Annotated in this window: 20 protein-coding genes; 13 read left to right on the plus strand and 7 right to left on the minus strand. The window is 29.8% G+C overall.

Annotated elements, in window-relative coordinates; all coding sequences use genetic code 11:
• Positions 1-128 precede the first annotated feature (128 nt).
• Positions 129-1,268, plus strand: coding sequence for a homoserine O-acetyltransferase MetX (metX, locus tag ACTTAQ_RS00760; protein WP_440694679.1), 1,140 nt, complete (start codon positions 129-131; stop codon positions 1,266-1,268).
• Positions 1,252-1,848: a methionine biosynthesis protein MetW gene (metW, locus tag ACTTAQ_RS00765; RefSeq protein ID WP_440694681.1), complete on the plus strand. Its 597-nt coding sequence runs from the start codon at positions 1,252-1,254 to the stop codon at positions 1,846-1,848. The genes metX and metW overlap by 17 nt, the downstream gene beginning before the upstream one ends.
• A gap of 1 nt (position 1,849) precedes the next feature.
• On the opposite strand, the gene ACTTAQ_RS00770 is transcribed toward metW, so the two are convergent.
• Complete coding sequence (locus tag ACTTAQ_RS00770) at positions 1,850-2,557, minus strand: methyltransferase domain-containing protein (RefSeq protein WP_440694683.1); 708 nt, start codon at positions 2,555-2,557, stop codon at positions 1,850-1,852.
• Between the two features lies 1 nt (position 2,558).
• On the opposite strand from ACTTAQ_RS00770, the gene gloB reads away from it, so the two are divergent.
• From gloB to ACTTAQ_RS00825, 11 genes are all read left to right on the plus strand, one after another.
• Positions 2,559-3,329 carry a hydroxyacylglutathione hydrolase gene (gene gloB / locus ACTTAQ_RS00775; RefSeq protein ID WP_440694684.1) on the plus strand — a complete coding sequence of 257 codons (771 nt, stop codon included), beginning with the start codon at positions 2,559-2,561 and terminating at the stop codon, positions 3,327-3,329.
• Positions 3,330-3,392: 63 nt separating this feature from the next.
• Positions 3,393-3,782 (plus strand): 50S ribosomal protein L21, encoded by a 390-nt coding sequence (gene rplU, locus ACTTAQ_RS00780; protein ID WP_440679202.1) that lies wholly within the window; start codon positions 3,393-3,395, stop codon positions 3,780-3,782.
• Between the two features lie 14 nt (positions 3,783-3,796).
• Positions 3,797-4,051 carry a 50S ribosomal protein L27 gene (rpmA, locus tag ACTTAQ_RS00785; RefSeq protein ID WP_009373271.1) on the plus strand — a complete coding sequence of 85 codons (255 nt, stop codon included), beginning with the start codon at positions 3,797-3,799 and terminating at the stop codon, positions 4,049-4,051.
• A gap of 43 nt (positions 4,052-4,094) precedes the next feature.
• Positions 4,095-5,066, plus strand: a complete 972-nt coding sequence (gene cgtA / locus ACTTAQ_RS00790) for an Obg family GTPase CgtA (protein ID WP_440694686.1) — start codon at positions 4,095-4,097, stop codon at positions 5,064-5,066.
• On the plus strand, positions 5,063-6,169 hold the full coding sequence (gene proB / locus ACTTAQ_RS00795; protein ID WP_440694688.1) for a glutamate 5-kinase: 1,107 nt from the start codon (positions 5,063-5,065) through the stop codon (positions 6,167-6,169). Before cgtA ends, proB begins: the two co-directional genes overlap by 4 nt.
• The gene (locus tag ACTTAQ_RS00800; protein WP_440694690.1) at positions 6,166-7,425 is read left to right on the plus strand and encodes a glutamate-5-semialdehyde dehydrogenase; all 1,260 of its coding nucleotides are present in this window, start codon (positions 6,166-6,168) and stop codon (positions 7,423-7,425) included. Before proB ends, ACTTAQ_RS00800 begins: the two co-directional genes overlap by 4 nt.
• A complete protein-coding gene (gene nadD, locus ACTTAQ_RS00805; RefSeq protein ID WP_440679206.1) occupies positions 7,422-8,003 on the plus strand; it encodes a nicotinate (nicotinamide) nucleotide adenylyltransferase in 582 nt (193 codons plus the stop codon). Before ACTTAQ_RS00800 ends, nadD begins: the two co-directional genes overlap by 4 nt.
• Before the next feature lie 4 nt (positions 8,004-8,007).
• Entirely contained in the window at positions 8,008-8,352 is a 345-nt protein-coding gene (gene rsfS / locus ACTTAQ_RS00810; protein ID WP_009373264.1) for a ribosome silencing factor, read from the plus strand.
• Entirely contained in the window at positions 8,352-8,774 is a 423-nt protein-coding gene (locus ACTTAQ_RS00815; protein WP_440694693.1) for a 23S rRNA (pseudouridine(1915)-N(3))-methyltransferase RlmH, read from the plus strand. The genes rsfS and ACTTAQ_RS00815 overlap by 1 nt, the downstream gene beginning before the upstream one ends.
• Entirely contained in the window at positions 8,774-9,916 is a 1,143-nt protein-coding gene (locus ACTTAQ_RS00820) for a S41 family peptidase (protein WP_440694695.1), read from the plus strand. Before ACTTAQ_RS00815 ends, ACTTAQ_RS00820 begins: the two co-directional genes overlap by 1 nt.
• Positions 9,913-10,380 carry an RNA pyrophosphohydrolase gene (locus ACTTAQ_RS00825; RefSeq protein WP_440694697.1) on the plus strand — a complete coding sequence of 156 codons (468 nt, stop codon included), beginning with the start codon at positions 9,913-9,915 and terminating at the stop codon, positions 10,378-10,380. The genes ACTTAQ_RS00820 and ACTTAQ_RS00825 overlap by 4 nt, the downstream gene beginning before the upstream one ends.
• Here ACTTAQ_RS00825 and atpC read toward each other — a convergent pair.
• The 6 genes from atpC to priA all read right to left on the minus strand — a co-directional run bounded on the left by atpC (position 10,373) and on the right by priA (position 17,218).
• Positions 10,373-10,756 (minus strand): ATP synthase F1 subunit epsilon, encoded by a 384-nt coding sequence (atpC, locus tag ACTTAQ_RS00830; RefSeq protein ID WP_440694699.1) that lies wholly within the window; start codon positions 10,754-10,756, stop codon positions 10,373-10,375. The two genes, ACTTAQ_RS00825 and atpC, sit on opposite strands and share 8 nt — an antisense overlap.
• A 3-nt stretch (positions 10,757-10,759) precedes the next feature.
• Positions 10,760-12,181: a F0F1 ATP synthase subunit beta gene (gene atpD / locus ACTTAQ_RS00835; protein WP_440694701.1), complete on the minus strand. Its 1,422-nt coding sequence runs from the start codon at positions 12,179-12,181 to the stop codon at positions 10,760-10,762.
• Between the two features lie 12 nt (positions 12,182-12,193).
• On the minus strand, positions 12,194-13,075 hold the full coding sequence (locus ACTTAQ_RS00840; protein WP_440694703.1) for a F0F1 ATP synthase subunit gamma: 882 nt from the start codon (positions 13,073-13,075) through the stop codon (positions 12,194-12,196).
• A 2-nt stretch (positions 13,076-13,077) separates the two neighbouring features.
• Entirely contained in the window at positions 13,078-14,610 is a 1,533-nt protein-coding gene (atpA, locus tag ACTTAQ_RS00845) for a F0F1 ATP synthase subunit alpha (RefSeq protein WP_440694705.1), read from the minus strand.
• Positions 14,611-14,619: 9 nt separating this feature from the next.
• Positions 14,620-15,168 (minus strand): ATP synthase F1 subunit delta, encoded by a 549-nt coding sequence (atpH, locus tag ACTTAQ_RS00850; RefSeq protein ID WP_440694707.1) that lies wholly within the window; start codon positions 15,166-15,168, stop codon positions 14,620-14,622.
• A 79-nt stretch (positions 15,169-15,247) separates the two neighbouring features.
• Positions 15,248-17,218 (minus strand): replication restart helicase PriA, encoded by a 1,971-nt coding sequence (priA, locus tag ACTTAQ_RS00855; RefSeq protein ID WP_440694709.1) that lies wholly within the window; start codon positions 17,216-17,218, stop codon positions 15,248-15,250.
• Between the last annotated feature and the right edge of the window lie 21 nt (positions 17,219-17,239).

The following is a 17,239-nucleotide window of genomic DNA, read 5'->3' on the forward strand; positions in this document are numbered from 1 at the left end:
AATACAATCAAAAGAAGTTGATAGTTTGACAAAGAATCAGCCTTTTAGTACAAAACGGCACCGCCGATTTACCGAATTGCGGGCGATAACAAACAGCTAAAGAGGAAATCGCTAAGCGATTTTTAAAAATGAATATTGATTACAGTAAAGTTAAAAAAATTACCATAAATGCACCTCTTAAATTAGATTGTGGTGAAACTTTAGAAAAATTTGATATTGCCTATGAGACATATGGTAACTTAGATGAAACTAAATCAAATGCGATTTTAGTTTTTCACGCTCTATCAGGAGATCAATTTGTAACTGGTATAAATAATGTGACTGGTCGAGAGGGATGGTGGAATCAAGTTGTAGGCTCTGGATTACCAATAGATACCGATAAATATTTTGTAATATGTGCCAATGTCCTAGGTGGCTGTATGGGCAGCACAGGTCCAAAAGAAATTAATCCGAAAACAAATAAACCTTATGGTCTGGATTTTCCAGTAATTACAATCAAAGACATGGTAAGTGCACAAACTCACCTATTAGATTTTTTAGGAATAAAAAAAACTTTATCAGTTTTAGGTGGATCAATGGGCGGTATGCAGGCTTTGCAATTTTGCTCATTGTATCCTGAAAGAACTTTTTCTTCAGTACCAATTGCATGTGCAGCAAGTCACTCTGCTCAAAATATAGCTTTTAATGAATTAGCGCGACAAGCTATTATGGCGGATCCTAATTGGGACTCTGGAAATTATTTCTTATCAGGAAAAGTTCCTAGAAATGGACTTGCTGTTGCAAGAATGGCTGGTCATATTAGTTATTTATCTGAGCAAGGGCTTCAAAGTAGATTTGGAAGAAAACTGCAAGAAGGAGACGGTTTGAACTTCTCATTTGATGCTGACTTTCAAGTTGAAAGCTATTTAAAATATCAAGGATATGCATTTGTAGATCGTTTTGATGCTAATTCTTATTTATATATTACAAGAGCTATGGATTATTTTGATCTATATAAATTAAATAATGGCGATTTATCAAAAGCTTTCAAAAATACTAATGTAAAATTTTGTATTATTTCATTTTCAACTGACTGGCTTTACACAACTGAAGAAAGTAAAAAAATAGTCATTGCTCTCAATTCTATAGGTGCACAAGTTAGTTTTGTAAATATTGTTACAAATAATGGTCATGACTCTTTTTTAGTTAATGAACCAGAGTTTTTCCAAACCTTAAAAGGTTTTCTAGACTCTACATATGAGGACTTTAAAAATGAAAATTCAAGATGATGTTCTAGCAGGATTAATTGATATAAACTCTAAGGTGCTCGATGTAGGCTGTGGCGATGGTAACTTATTACTTTATCTAAAAAAAAATAAAAGAATTGACGGAAGAGGTTTGGAGATCAATCAAAAAAATGTTCAAGAATGCCTAGCTAAAGGACTTGCAGTTGTTGAGGGTGATGCTGAAAAAGACTTAGTTAACTATCCAAATCAATCATTTGATATAGCAATATTAAACCAAGCAATTCAGCAGTTTTATGAACCAAGAAAAGTTTTAAATGAATTACTAAGAATTGCTAAACAAGCAATAATTACGATACCAAATTTTGGTTATTGGAAAGTGAGATTAAATTTATTGGTAACAGGGACAATGCCAGTTACAAAAACACTACCACATTCTTGGTATGACACTCCAAATTTACATATGAGTTCAATCAAAGATTTTTATAATTTGTGTTCGTTAGATAATATCAATGTAATTAAATCAATTTCAATTTCTTCAAATAAAATCAGTGATATTACATCAAATAATTTAGAGATTAAAAATTTAGTCTCAGAATTGGGTGTATTTGTTGTAAGTAAATAGATTATATTTTTTTTATCACTTTTTTAACCAAGCTTGACTTAATTAAATCTTGTCTTTTTATATTTGCGTAAATTCTTTTTTTAACAACACAAAAATAAACACCATTAAAGTATTTAAATAAAATCGAGCCAAATTTTTCAATTAAATCATGATTAATAAATTTAATATTTAAGTTTGGAAAATAAATTAATCGTTCGATTGATTGTATGTCAAAAAAACTTTCCTCTAATAATTGGCTAATCTGTTTTTTTGAAAATCCATTACCAGAAGAAAAAGGGCTTTTATCAGATAAATACCAAGATGATTTTTTATTTGGTATAATAATATATAATTTACCTTCTGGAGATAATGATCTCCATATTTCTCTAAGACTCAATTTAATATTATGATTATTTTCTAAATAATGAATTAAAAAAGCATGATCAAAAAAAGAATCTTGAAAAGGTATTCTTTCTTCATCAATTAAAATTTTTTTACCTTTGATTACAGCCTCATCAGATATACCCATTCTTTTAGAATAACAGTAAGAAATTGAAAGATTGTATTCTTTTAAAAAACTTAAATAAGGATGAGCATAACCAAAACATCCAATATTCTGGTTGTCATATAGGTAACAATATTTTTTTAATTGGTTTTCAATACGATGAGCTAAAAACTTTCCAATAGCACTAACATAAAATTTCTGATAATTTAAAATATCTAAATACATTATGAGTTTATTGCAGGTAAATTTAGTTCATTGTCTATCAGATAACTATTCTTATATTATTTCTAATCCTATAACAAAAAAAGCTATTGTGGTAGATCCAGCTGAAGCTGAGCCAGTCATAAATTCAATAGAAAAACTTAGGTTAAAATTAGAGTATATTTTAATTACTCATCACCATGCTGATCATGTTGGTGGCAATCATGAATTAAAAGAAAAATATAATTGTAAAATAATTGGTTTTAAAAATGACTCTGGCAGGATTCCAGGTATCGATATTCAAATTAAAGATAAAGAAATATTTAATTTTGAAGATGAAGAAATTGAATTAAATTTTGCACCAGGACATACTAGCGGACATATCTTTTATTTTTTTAAAAAAAATAAATTAGCTTTTGTGGGAGATGTAGTTTTTTCTCTTGGATGTGGAAAAATTTTTGAAGGTACACCTGAACAAATGTATAAATCAGTTATGAAAATAAAATCTCTCCCTGAAGATACAAAAATATACTGCGGTCATGAATACACGGAAAGCAATTTAAAATTTTGCTTAGCATATGATGCTGATAATCATAATTTAAAAAAGAGAGGAGATGAGGTTAGAGAACTCAGACAAAAAGGATTGCCAACAATACCAACTACAATTTCTGATGAAAAAAAGAATAATATTTTTTTTAGATGTGATGAAAATACAATAATTGAAAAACTTGGTTTAAAAGGATCAGAACCTCAAATGGTCTTTAAAAAACTAAGAGAATTAAAGGATAATTTTTAATTAAGTATCCCCTGTTTTCTTGACATAATAACAGTGGTGGCTATATTGCGCCAAATTAAAAATATGACTTTTGCAGTAATCAACACAGGTGGCAAACAATACAAAGTGAGCGCCAATGACAAGTTAAGAATAGAAAAACTTCCTCAAGAAGAGGGCAAATCTATAGAGTTCAAAGAAGTGCTCTTGATTAATAATAACCAAGATATGGAATTAGGATCTCCTCTAATTGAAGGTGCAAAAGTTGAAGGAAAAATTGTAAAGCAGACAAAAAATAAGACAGTATTAATTTTCAAGAAAAGAAGAAGGCATAACTCAAGACGAAAAAATGGTCATAGACAAAAAATGAGCGTTGTACAAATTACAAAAATCTTTGGTAAAGGTGGAAAACTTTTGTCTGAAGCAAAAAAAACTGAAGTAAAAAAGGATAAAACTACTACTAAAAAAAGTGCGTAGTGGTATAAATAATTATGGCAACTAAAAAAGCTGGTGGTTCATCGAAAAACGGCAGAGACAGTGAAGGTCGTAGACTTGGCGTAAAAAAATATGGTGGCCAAAAAGTTATTCCAGGAAATATTATATATAGACAAAGAGGTACTAAAATGTACCCAGGTCAAAATGTAGGTATGGGAAGAGATCATACTATTTTTTCTAAAATTGAAGGGACTGTGAAGTTTCAAAAGAAAAAATTTGGCAAAACTTTCATTTCTGTAGTTCCCCACTAAATCATATTAAGACATTAGTCTTAAATTAATTTAATATTTTATTATGAAGTTTTTAGATCAAGCTAAAATTACTGTTAAAGCTGGAGATGGTGGAAATGGATGTTGCAGTTTCCGTAGAGAAAAATTTATTGAATTTGGAGGTCCAAACGGTGGTGATGGAGGAAATGGTGGATCTGTAATTCTAGAAGCAGTAAATGGTCTAAATACTTTAATTGACTATAGATACATTCAACACTTTAAAGCACAGAGAGGAGAGAACGGAAAAGGTAGTAATAAAACAGGTGCATCTGGGGATGATTTAATTTTAAAAGTACCAGTTGGAACACAAGTTTATGCCGAAGATAAAAAAACACTTTTGCACGATCTTGTTACTGAAGGAGAAAAAATAAAAATTGCAACTGGCGGTAAAGGAGGTTTGGGTAATACAAGATTCAAAAGCTCTACCAACCAAGCACCAAGAAAAACTACAAATGGATCTCTGGGAGAAGAGTTTGAAATATGGTTGGAGTTAAAAATTATAGCTGACATCGGTCTTGTCGGTTTTCCAAACTCAGGGAAATCGAGTTTTTTATCTTTAACGACTAGAGCAAAACCAAAAATTGCAGATTATCCATTTACAACTTTAAACCCCAACTTGGGTGTTTTAAGTATTGATGAAAAAGAAATTGTTGTTGCTGATATACCTGGATTGATTGAGGGTGCACATCAAGGCGTTGGTCTTGGAGACAAATTTCTTAAACATATAGAAAGATGCAAAAGTATATTACATTTAATTGATGCAAATGAAGACAATTTATTTGATCGGTATAAAATTATAAGAAATGAACTTGAGAAATATAGTCCAGAGCTTATTAACAAAAGAGAAATTGTGGCACTAAATAAACTAGATTTACTGGAAGACGAGGAAATTAAAAAGAAAGTTGAGGAGTTTAAAAAATCTTTTAAAAAAGATTTTTTTCAAATTTCAATTTTACAAAAAAACAATATTAAAGAATTATTAAGAGCATTAAAATGATATTAAATAAAACAAAAAGAGTAGTAATTAAAATTGGGTCTTCTCTTTTGATTAAAAATAACAAAATCAATAAAAATTGGGTTAATAAACTTTCAGAAGATATAGCCAATCTCTATAAAAAAAAAATTGATGTAATTATTGTAACTAGTGGGGCAATTGCTTTAGGATGTAAATATCTTAAAATAAATAGGAAAAATTTAAAACTTAAAGAATTTCAAGCTGTTTCAGCTATCGGTCAAATTGAGTTGATCAATCTTTTTAAAAATTCTTTATCTAAAAAAAAAATAAAAATTGCTCAAATTTTATTAACTCTTGAAGACACAGAGGACAGAAGAAGGGCACTGAATGCCAAAGATACAATCGAAAATATATTTAAGTTTAAAAGTATTCCAATTGTAAATGAAAACGATACGACGGCTACAAATGAAATAAGATACGGAGATAATGATCGATTAGCTGCTCGTGTAGCTCAAATATCGTCTGCTGATACACTTATTATGCTCTCTGACATTGATGGACTTTACACCAAAGATCCAAGAAAGTTTAAAAATGCAAAACATATTAGAGAGGTAAAAAAAATTACTAATAATATTATAAAAAGCGCAACTAAAAGTATCAGTGACTACGGATCCGGCGGTATGATTACAAAAATTGATGCTGCTAAAATTTGCATGAATGCTGGATGTAAAATGATATTAACCCGTGGTACGGTAAATAATCCTATTCAAAAATTAGAAAAAAATAAATTTTATACAATTTTTACACCACTTACTAATAAGTATAATGCCAAAAAAAAATGGATATTAAGTAGTTTAAAAAATAAAGGATCCATTACAGCTGACACTGGAGCAATTAACGCTATTAAAAAAGGTAAAAGTTTATTGCCAGTAGGAATCACTGATGTAAATGGAAAATTTTATAGAGGTGACACAGTATTAATCATTAATAAATCTAAGAAAAAAATTGGAACAGGCGTTGTTTCTTACTCAAGTGAAGAAATATTAAAAATCAAAGGAGTGAAAAGTGAAAATATTAAAAATATTTTAGGATACACTTCTAGAGGTGAAGTGATACATATTGATAATATGGTGCTAAATAAATGAGTAAATTAAAATATATTCAAACATTAGGAAGAAAAGCAAAAAAAGCTTCGGAAGAGTTATCTAATATTAATGATAAGAAAAAAAATGCTGTACTGAAAACTTTTTACTCTGAAATTAAAAATAATACTAAGCAAATTCTAAATGCAAATAAAATTGATATTATTAATAGCAAAAAAAATAAGCTTAAGGATAATTTAATAGACAGGAGCATGTTAAATTTAGATAGAATCAAATCTATCCTAGCTTCAATTGAAGAAGTTATATCATTTAAAGACCCAACAAATAAAATATTAGCCAAATGGAAAAGGCCAAATGGATTAGTTATAAACCGAGTAACTATGCCAATAGGTGTGCTGGGTGTTATTTATGAAGCAAGGCCAAATGTTACTTCTGACGTATCAGTATTGAGTTTCAAATCAGGAAATGCTGCTATTTTAAGGGGTGGCAAAGAGGCCTTTAGATCAAATATTGCAATTTCTAATTTATTTAGAACTAGTTTAAAAAAAAATAAGATTAACCAAGATTGTATACAATTAGTAAATAATACAGATAGAAAATTAGTAGATCTAATGCTTTCCCAAATGTCTGCCTATATCGACATCATAATTCCTCGTGGAGGAAAAGGACTAGTTAAAAAAGTTTTGGACTTATCAAGTGTACCTACAATAGGACATTTGGAAGGTTTATGTCATGTATATCTGGACAAATCTTATAATTTAAAAAAAGCAGAAAAAATTATATTTAATTCAAAGTTACGTAGAACAAGTATTTGTGGTGCGGCTGAAACTCTATTAATTCATAAGTCCGTTAAAAAAAATGATATTAAACATATTTTAGAAAAACTTAATAATCATGGTTGTAAAATTATTGGTGATAAAAATATAAAAAAAATATTTAGATTTACATTGCCGGTAAAAGAAAAAGACTGGAGTACAGAATACTTGGATTCAAAAATTTCAGTAAAAATTGTTGATAATATTGATGAAGCAATCAACCACATAAAAAAATATGGAACAAACCATACAGAATGTATAATTTCTAATGACGAAAAAAACATAATTAAATTTTCTAAGCAAATTCAAAGCTCAATTGTAATGACAAATGCCTCTACACAATTTGCTGATGGATATGAATTTGGTCTTGGCTCAGAAGTAGGGATTTCTACAAATAAAATGCATCCAAGAGGACCAGTAGGATTAGAACAGCTTGTTACTTACAAATATGTAGTTAACGGTAAAGGTCAAATACGTCCTTGAATAAAAGGGAAAAAGAGAGAATAGGAATTTTTGGAGGATCTTTTGACCCTCCTCATAAAGGACATCTTCACATAGCGAAATTATTTATAAAAAAATTAAAGCTTAATAAATTAATATGGTCTGTATCTAAAAAAAATCCTTTGGTAAAAAAAAAATATTTTTATAATTTTAGGCAAAGAAAAATTTTATCTAAAAAAATAACGAGTAAAATTAAAAATATAAAAATAAATGATTTTGATAAAAAATATTCTTATCAATTATTAAACACTTTAAAAAAGAAATATAAAGATAAAAAATTTTTTTTTCTTATTGGTTCAGATAATATTAAATTTTTACATAAATGGAAAAAATTATCATCTATTCTAAATACTAGTACTCTTGTTATAATAAGCAGACCAGGTTATCTGAAAGAAATTAAAAAAACGGTTTTTTATAGAAAAAATCATAAATATTTAATAAAAAATTATAAAGCTAATGATATTTTCCCTAAAAAAGCATGGATTTATATAAAAGATAAAGGTGTAAAAATATCTTCATCAAATATTAAAAATAGATTATATAAATTAAAGACAGATTAATAATTTGAAAAATAGAATTATAGATAAAGTTCACCAAATTTTAGACGATAACAAAGCTCAAGATATTGTTATAATAGACCTTAAAGATAAGAGTTCAATTGCTGACTATATGGTTATAGCAAGCGGGACATCTTCAAGGCATATTCAAGCTATTTCAGAAATAACAGCACAAAAACTAAAGTCCTATGGAATTGATAATTGCAGAATCGAAGGGCAAGAAAGTAATGATTGGAAGCTAATTGATGCCATTGAAGTTATTATTCATATTTTTCATCCAGAAAAAAGATCTTCTTATAATCTTGAAAAAATGTGGGAAGATGTTTTGCCAAAACAGCAAATTACTGTTTAATGAAAATCTCCATCTTGTGTGAAGGCCGTTTAAACAAAGGGCTCGAAAATGAATTATGTAATATCTACATCAAAAGAACCCTCTCATTAAAAAAAAGTGGAATACTAAACTTAGAAATAAAGAATAAGCCAAATAAAACAAATAATAGTAAAAATACTAAAAATTTAGTTTTAGATGAGAAAGGCAAAAATATAAATACTATGGACTTAGTTGGAATGATAAAAACACTAAACAACAATAGAATAGAATCATTAAATTTTTATATAGGTAAACCTGAAGGTTTTTCTAACAATTATGAAAAATACGAAAAAATTTCTTTAGGCAAAATGACCTTTCCACATTCCTTAGCCAGAGTTATTTTGTGTGAACAAATCTATAGATGTGCTACAATATTAACAAATCACCCTTATCATAAAAGTTAATGAATTTATTTTTAAAATATATTTTAGTCTTTTCTTTTAGCATACTGCTATGGGGTCCTGTAAAAGCCAATCCAAGTGATAAACTTTATGAAAAGTTAGATTTATTTAGTGATGTTTTAAATACACTTAAAAAAGAATACGTCGACGAAGTGGATCAAAGTGAAGTTATTGATTCAGCGATAAATGGAATGCTTCAATCCCTTGATCCTTATTCCGCATACATGAGTCCAGAGTCATTTAAAAATATGAATGATGATACTAAAGGAGAGTTTGGTGGATTGGGTATTGAAATTACTATGGAAGCCGGTCTTGTAAAAATTATAACCCCAATTGAAGGAACGCCTGCTGATAAAGCAGGTGTACAAGCAGGTGATTTCATTGTCAAAATAGATAATAAACAAGTAAAAGGGATGACGCTGTTAGATGCTGTCAAACTCATGAGAGGGAAAGTTGGAACAAAAATTGAAATTACAGTTCGAAGAGTTGATGTTGAAGATGAGTTAAAATTTCAAATTACAAGAGACATTATAAAAATTAGAGAGGTGACTGTAGAAGTTAAGGAAAATGTTGGTTATATAAGATTACGTGCTTTTAATGAACAAAGCCATAATCAGTTGTTAAAACAGTTAAATAAATTGCCCAACAAAAAACTAAATGGTTATATTTTAGATCTTAGAAATAATCCGGGCGGACTACTATCTCAAGCAATTAAAATTACAGAAACTTTTCTTGATGGAGGTGAAATAGTATCTACCAGAGGAAGAGATAAAAATGATATTAAAATTTATAATGCTAGAAAAGGTGACAAAATTAATAAAAAACCTTTGATTGTTCTTATTAATCAAGGATCCGCATCTGCATCTGAGATTGTTTCAGGTGCATTAAAAGATCATAAAAGAGCAATTTTATTAGGCGAAAAAAGTTTTGGCAAAGGATCAGTTCAATCAATTATTCCATTAAAAAATAGAGGTGGTCTAAGACTTACTACAGCCAAATATTATTTGCCATCTGGTGAGTCTATACATGAAAAAGGGGTCGAACCAGACATTACGGTTAAAAGAAATAAAGACAATTTTAAAATTAATACAAAAACAGATAACCAGCTCAAATACGCTATTAATCTTTTAAAAGAAGATTCATGAAAAATTTAAATGATTTACCATATCGCAATGGTGTCGGTATAATGATTTTTAATGATCAAAAAAAAATTTTTGTCGGCAAAAGAATAGATAATCAAGAAGCGTGGCAAATGCCTCAGGGAGGTGTTGATAGAAATGAGGACTTTGAAACTGCAGCTAAAAGAGAGTTATTTGAAGAAACTGGAATTCAATCAATAAGAATTGTTCAAAGTTCAAATCAAGAATTTATATATGATCTTCCAAATCATCTTTTGGGAAAAATTTGGAAAGGTAAATACAAAGGTCAAAAGCAAAAATGGTTTTTAATGAAATTTTTAGGACCAGATAGTGAAATTAATATCAATCAAAAGCACCCTGAATTTAATGAATGGAAATGGGTAGATCTAGATGAATTACCAAGGCTAATAGTGCCTTTTAAAAAAAAACTTTACGAATCTATAATTAAAGAATTTCGAACTTCTATTTAGTTTTAAGAAGATTTAACTCATCAATCAATGCATTAGAGATAAAAACATCATGATCAGTAGAATTTATATCTTCTAATTTTTTGCTAGCTCTTTCTTTTAGGTTATTGATTTGTTCATCTGAAAAATCTTTAACATCAAACACTTCTTGGCAAAGTATACTTAGAGAGTTATTCTTGAAATCAACTACGCCGCCAGTTGTAAAAAAGTATTTATTTTCACTTTTTTCTACATTTATTACTCCAGGCTTCAAAAAGGTTACAACTGGTAAATGATCATCTAGTATACCCATCTGACCTTCAATACCTGGTATTGTAACCATTGAAATATCTTTTTCAGAAAAAAGAACTTTCTCTGGAGTAACAATATCAACTTGCATGGTTTACGCTGCTTCTTTCGCCATCTTCTCTGCTTTTTCTATAGCCTCTTCAATAGTTCCAACCATATAAAAAGCTGCTTCTGGCAAATGATCGTATTCACCTTTACAAATAGCGTCAAAACCTTTGATCGTCGCATCCAGTTCTACAAGTTTACCAGGTGAGCCTGTAAATACTTCAGCAACAAAGAATGGTTGAGATAAAAATCTTTGAATTTTTCTCGCTCTAGCTACGACAAGCTTATCTTCTTCTGATAATTCATCCATACCCAAAATAGCAATAATATCTTGTAAAGATTTATAAGTTTGCAAAATTCTTTGAACTTCCCTTGCTACTCGATAATGTTCATCACCTACTATTCTTGGATCAAGAATTCTAGATGTTGAGTCTAACGGGTCAACAGCAGGATAAATTCCAAGTTCTGCAATCTGCCTTGAAAGAACTGTAGTTGCATCAAGGTGTGAAAATGATGTTGCAGGCGCAGGGTCAGTTAAGTCATCTGCAGGAACGTAAATAGCCTGAACTGAAGTAATTGATCCTTTAGTTGTTGTTGTAATTCTCTCTTGTAGATTTCCCATATCTGTAGCTAAAGTTGGTTGATAACCAACGGCAGATGGAATACGTCCTAATAATGCCGACACCTCAGATCCTGCTTGGGTGAATCTAAAAATATTATCTACGAAAAATAAAACATCTTGTCCTTCTTTGTCTCTAAAATATTCTGCCACTGTTAATCCTGTTAAAGCAACTCTTGCTCTAGCTCCTGGAGGCTCATTCATTTGTCCATAAACTAACGCAGCTTTAGAACCAGGGCCATCTGTTTTGATAACGCCAGATTCGATCATCTCGTGATATAAATCATTACCTTCACGTGTTCTTTCTCCGACACCAGCAAATACAGAATAACCACCATGGGCTTTCGCAACGTTATTAATTAACTCCATAATTAAGACTGTTTTTCCAACACCGGCACCACCAAATAAACCAATCTTTCCACCTTTTGCGTAAGGAGCTAAAAGATCTACCACTTTAATGCCTGTAACTAATACTTCCGTTTCAGTTGATTGCTCAACAAATTCTGGAGCCTGTCTATGAATTGGCCATTGTTCTTTGGTTTTTACATCACCTTTTTGATCAATACCTTCACCAATCACATTTATAATTCTACCTAATGTTTCTGGTCCTACTGGGACTTTGATTGCATCACCAGTATCAGTAACTTTATCGCCTCTTTTTAGACCTTCTGTTGTATCCATTGAAATTGTTCTAACTGTACCCTCACCTAAGTGCTGGGCAACTTCTAAAACTAATCTATTGCCATTGTTATCACATTCTAAAGCTGAGTTAATTTCAGGTAAGTGATCATCAAACTTTACGTCAACTACCGCTCCAATAACTTGAGTGATTGTTCCAAATTTATTTTGCATATTTAGCTCCTTTTATAATGACTCCGCACCAGAGATGATTTCAATCAGCTCTTTAGTGATGACGGCCTGTCTACTTCTGTTATAGTTAATTGTTAGTTTATCTATTAAATCGCCTGCATTACGTGTTGCATTGTCCATTGCAGACATTCTGGATCCTTGCTCACTAGCAGCATTTTCTAAAAATGCTTTAAAAATTTGTGTTGTAATATTCTGAGGCAGTAAATGCTCCAAAATTTCATTTTCATCTGGTTCGAATTCATATTGAGTATCATTAGTTTCTTCTATTTCTTTTGTATCTGAACTTTCTACTGGAATAATTTGTTGAGCTTGTGGCTCTTGAGAAATCACCGATTTAAACTTATTGTAAAAAATCGTACAAACATCAAACTCATTATTATTAAACATTGTTATAATTTTGCTTGTTAGCTCAGAAGCTTCATTAACAGAGATAGTCTTTAAATTTTTATAAGATATTTTTTCTACTATATAATCTTTAAAGTTTCTTCTAAGTTGATCAGAACCTTTTGAACCAACAGTAATAATTTTTAATTTTTGATTAGAATTTATTACTTGGTTAAAATGCTCCCTCGCTTTTTTAACTATATTAGTATTAAATCCTCCACATAAACCTCTATCAGCTGTCATCACCAAACAAAGGTGAACATCGCTCTTACCTGTACCTGCAAGAAGTTTGGGAGCAGATGAAGCATCAGTTATTGAACTTTTAAGATTGTTAATAATCTGATTCATTTTTTCAGAGTATGCTCTTCCTTTTTCAGCATTTTCTTGTGCTTTTCTCAACTTTGCAGCAGCAACCATTTTCATAGCTTTGGTAATTTTTTGCGTAGATTTAACGCTAGTTATTCGATTTCTTAAATCCTTTAAACTTGGCATTTTTATTTTAAAAATTCCTTTTTAAAGTTTGTAATGAAATCTTTTAACTTAGCTTCATTAGCTTCGTCTAATTTTCCAGAAGATACAATATTGCTCAAAATATCAGGCGCTTGAGATTTAATTGAACTTAGTAGTTGATCTTCAAAATCTTTAATTTTTGAATTATCAATATCATCCAGAAAACCTTTAACTCCAGCAAAAATTGACACAACCTGTTCTTCAACTTTCAAAGGAGAGTATTGACCTTGTTTAAGAAGTTCAGTTAATTTTGATCCTCTGTTCAAAAGCTGTTGAGTCGATGCATCTAAATCAGAACCAAACTGAGCAAATGCCGCCATTTCTCGATATTGTGCTAACTCAAGCTTAATAGTACCCGCAACTTGTTTCATAGCTTTAATTTGTGCAGCTGAACCAACCCTAGATACTGAAATACCTACGTTAACTGCTGGTCGAACACCTTGGAAAAATAATTCAGTTTCTAAGAAAATTTGACCATCTGTAATTGAAATTACATTTGTAGGAATATAAGCAGAAACGTCACTCGCTTGAGTTTCAATGATTGGTAATGCGGTTAAAGACCCACCGCCGTTTTCATCATTTAGTTTCGCTGCTCGTTCTAGCAATCTGCTGTGTAAATAAAACACATCCCCCGGGAAAGCTTCCCTTCCTGGAGGTCTTCTTAATAACAGTGACATTTGTCTATAAGCTACAGCCTGTTTAGATAAATCGTCATAAACAATTAAACCATGCATTCCGTTATCTCTAAAAAACTCACCCATGGCACAACCAGTATATGGAGCTAAGAATTGTAGTGGAGCAGGATCAGAAGCAGTTGCGGCTACAACAATTGAATACTCCATTGCACCAGCATCTTCTAACGTCTTAACGATTTGTGCTACTGTCGATCTTTTTTGACCAATTGCTACATATACGCAATATAATTTCTTGGACTCGTCATCTGATTTATTAATTTCTTTTTGATTAATAATAGTATCAATTGCGATAGCAGTTTTTCCAGTTTGTCTATCACCAATAATTAATTCCCTTTGACCTCTTCCAATTGGAATCAAACTATCAATTGCTTTCAATCCTGTTTGCATTGGCTCATTAACTGATTTCCTTGGAATAATTCCTGGTGCTTTAACTTCAACTCTTTTTTTCTCTTTTGAATTAATTGGACCTTTTCCATCAATTGGATTTCCTAAGCCGTCAACAACTCTTCCTAACAATTCTTTTCCTACAGGAACGTCAACAATTTCACCTGTTCTTTTTACGGTATCTCCTTCTTTGATATGAGAGTCATCTCCAAAAATAACTACACCAACGTTATCTGTTTCAAGGTTAAGAGCCATACCTTTTGTTCCTTCAGAAAACTCAACCATTTCTCCAGCTTCAACGTTATCTAATCCATAAATTCTCGCGATACCATCTCCTACAGATAGCACCTGTCCAACCTCAGAAACTTCAGCGTCTTTACCAAAGTTTTTTATCTGATCTTTTATTACTTTTGTTATTTCAGAAGGGTTAATATCCATTTTTATCTCCTACAAGTTATTTAATATTTTGTTAAATTTAGCTTTGGCAGTATCATCCACCATCAAGCTACCTATTTGAAGTTTGGCTCCAGAAATTAAACTTGGATCAAATTTAAAATCTAGATTAACTTTCTTTTTAAGAACGTTATTAAGCATACTTTCAATTTCTTTAATTTGAGCATCTGACATTTTAGTTGGCATCGAAACGATTGCATTTAACTCGCCTCTGAAGTCAGATAAAATATTTTTAAAATCTTTAACAATTTTTTCTAAAAAAAAGAAACGATTTTTCTCGACTAAGATTTTTAAAAAATTTACAAATAGATTGTTAAAATTATTTTTTTTGCCAAGCTCCTCTATAACTTTTAATCTATCAGTTTTTTTTAATGTTGGATTTTTCACAAACTTCTTAAAATCATTGGACTGATTTAAAGCAATATCAATAAATTTTAGATTTTGCTCAATTTGATCTAAAACTTTTTCTTCACTACTTATCTCAAACAAGGATAGTGCATATCGCCCAGCTGCATCTGCAAAATTACGTGTATTTTGAGTCAAAATTATCCCTTTTTTGGGCTGATAATTACCATTGAGGAATAGCCATATCAAGCCAGATCTGGTGGACAAGATGTCATAATTAAACAAAATTTAACGGATCTACGTCGACTTGTAGTTTCAAATTCTTAGGTAATTGAGCAAGTTCAAGTTTTTTTTTAATTTGCGCTTGTGGGGTAACTTTAGGGTTGTATTTAATTAATAATCGAAAGCGAAAATCTGATTTTATTTTTGAAATCACTGCTGAAACTGGACCGTATATTTCAATGAATTCATTCTTGGGCAAAGTTTGTTTTAATTGAACTGCATATTTTTGAACGTGAAAACTATTTTTGCCCGAAACAACAATAGATATAAATTTATAAAAAGGAGGCAAATTAGAATATTTCCTAAAATCAATCTCTTTTTTATAAAAATTATCTGAATTAAATTTTTTTAAAGACTCAAAAATATTATTTTTATCATCAAATGTTTGTAAAAAAATTTTGGACTTTTTATTAAAACGACCCGCCCTTCCAGATAATTGATATAATAATTGATAATTTTTTTCTGAGGACCTTATATCATTTCCAAGAAATGCGCTATCGCAATTTACGGCCACAATACAATTCAAGTGTTTAAAATTAAAACCTTTTGAGACAATCTGCGTTGCTACAATTATTTTGGTTTTATTTTCTTCGATATTTTTTAATTTATCTGAAAATATATTGTATTCAGTTAAATCACTTGAAAGAATATCTGCATTATAACCTTTGAATTTATTTTTTATTTCTTCAAATACTTTTTCTAACCCTAAACCATAAAACTTAAAGTTACATTTCGAATTATCCTTACATTGTCTTTCAAGTTTAGTTGAATAATTACAATAATGACATAGAGCAGTATTATCTCTTTTATGATAAACCAATCCAACAGAACATTTTGGACATTCTAATCTTTTCATACATTTGTAGCAAAAAACAAATGTTGAGTGACCTCTTCGATTTAAAAAAAACAAAACTTGATCACCAGTTTTGAGATAATTTTTGACTTCTTTAACTACCAATTCAGAAATAAAATTATTTTCAGATATATTTTCTTTAGTTAATTTTATAGTTTGAATCTCTGGCAACTCAGATTGGTTAAAGCGATTTTTTAAAGAAAAATAATTATATTTTTTATTTTTTGAATTATAAAAAGTTTCAACTGATGGAGTTGCACTAACTAAAAAAGTAGGAAATTGATCTATTGAAGCCTGCAAGATTGCCATATCTCTTGCATTGAAAGATATACCTTCTTCTTGTTTGTATGAGGCGTCATGTTCTTCATCAATGATAATTAACTTTAAATTTTGAAAAGGAAGGAATAATGCTGATCGAGCACCAAGGATAAGTTTAATTTCATTTTTAAAAACACCTTTCCAAATTTTTTTTTTAATTTTATCTTTTATTCCAGAATGCCAAATAGCAGGCTCATATTGAAAAAAATCTTTAAATCTTTTTGCAATTTGCTCACTTAAACCCTTTTCCGGAAGCAGAACTAAAACTTGATAATTTTCTTCTAGAGCTTTTTTGATAATTTCAAAATAAATATGAGTTTTTCCCGACCCTGGAATTCCTTGAAGTAAATTTGTTGAATATTTTTTAAAATCTATTTTTTTTTCAATATTTTTTAAAATATCTTCTTGCTCAGAATTTAAATTTTTATTTAAATTAATTTTTGGTTTAAACTCTGAAAAATCATTAATTTTTTTTAATCCTTTTTCAAAACTTTTGAGCCCGTTCTTGTATAAAAATAAGTTTAGAACCAATCCTTTTTTAATAAGATTGTAATTTGACATTTGTTTAATAAAGTTAATTTTATTTATTGAAAACGTAGGAAGATCTAAAATTTTAATAATTTTTTTTATTTTAATCCCTTTTTTTAAACTTTCAGAGTTAAGGCTCCATATAACGCCAATAATTTCCTTATTTTTAAAGGATACTAATACTATGTTCCCAACTTCTGCTTTTTGATCTATTTTATATGTAAAGGTTTGATCAAAATTTAATGGCAATAGAACATCAACTAGCATAATAAATTTGTTAATTAGAAA

The sequence above is a fragment of the Candidatus Pelagibacter sp. HIMB109 genome, from assembly GCF_052048155.1.
Classification (GTDB): Bacteria; Pseudomonadota; Alphaproteobacteria; order Pelagibacterales; family Pelagibacteraceae; genus HIMB114.